A 329-nucleotide genomic window follows, 5' to 3' on the forward strand; every position below is an offset into this window, starting at 1 on the left:
TGAACCGCCCCGGGTTTGTCGGAGGCTCTCGAACCTGTGAAGGATGGAGAGCATGGCAGCACCACGCAAGTACGGCGAGGAACTCAAGGAGCGGGCTACCCGGATGGCGGTGGAAGCACGACGGGACCCGGAGTCCTCGCGCGGCGCGGTCAAGCGGATTGCCGATCAGCTCGGGGTGCATCCCGAGGCGTTACGCAACTGGGTTCGTCAGGCTGAGATCGACGGCGGTGTGCGGGCGGGCACCACCACCGAGGATGCCGACCGGATCGCGCAGTTGGAGCGGGAGAACCGCGAGCTGCGGCGGGCGAACACGATCTTGAAGCAGGCGT

General features: G+C 66.9%; 1 protein-coding gene. It reads left to right on the top strand.

Annotated features, from left to right (window positions below):
* Positions 1-52: 52 nt before the first annotated feature.
* Positions 53-329, top strand: a 277-nt coding sequence (locus tag GOSPT_RS21970) for an IS3 family transposase (RefSeq protein WP_005209240.1), incomplete at its 3' end; no start/stop codon positions are given.

The sequence above is a fragment of the Gordonia sputi NBRC 100414 genome, from assembly GCF_000248055.1.
Classification (GTDB): domain Bacteria; phylum Actinomycetota; class Actinomycetes; order Mycobacteriales; family Mycobacteriaceae; genus Gordonia; species Gordonia sputi.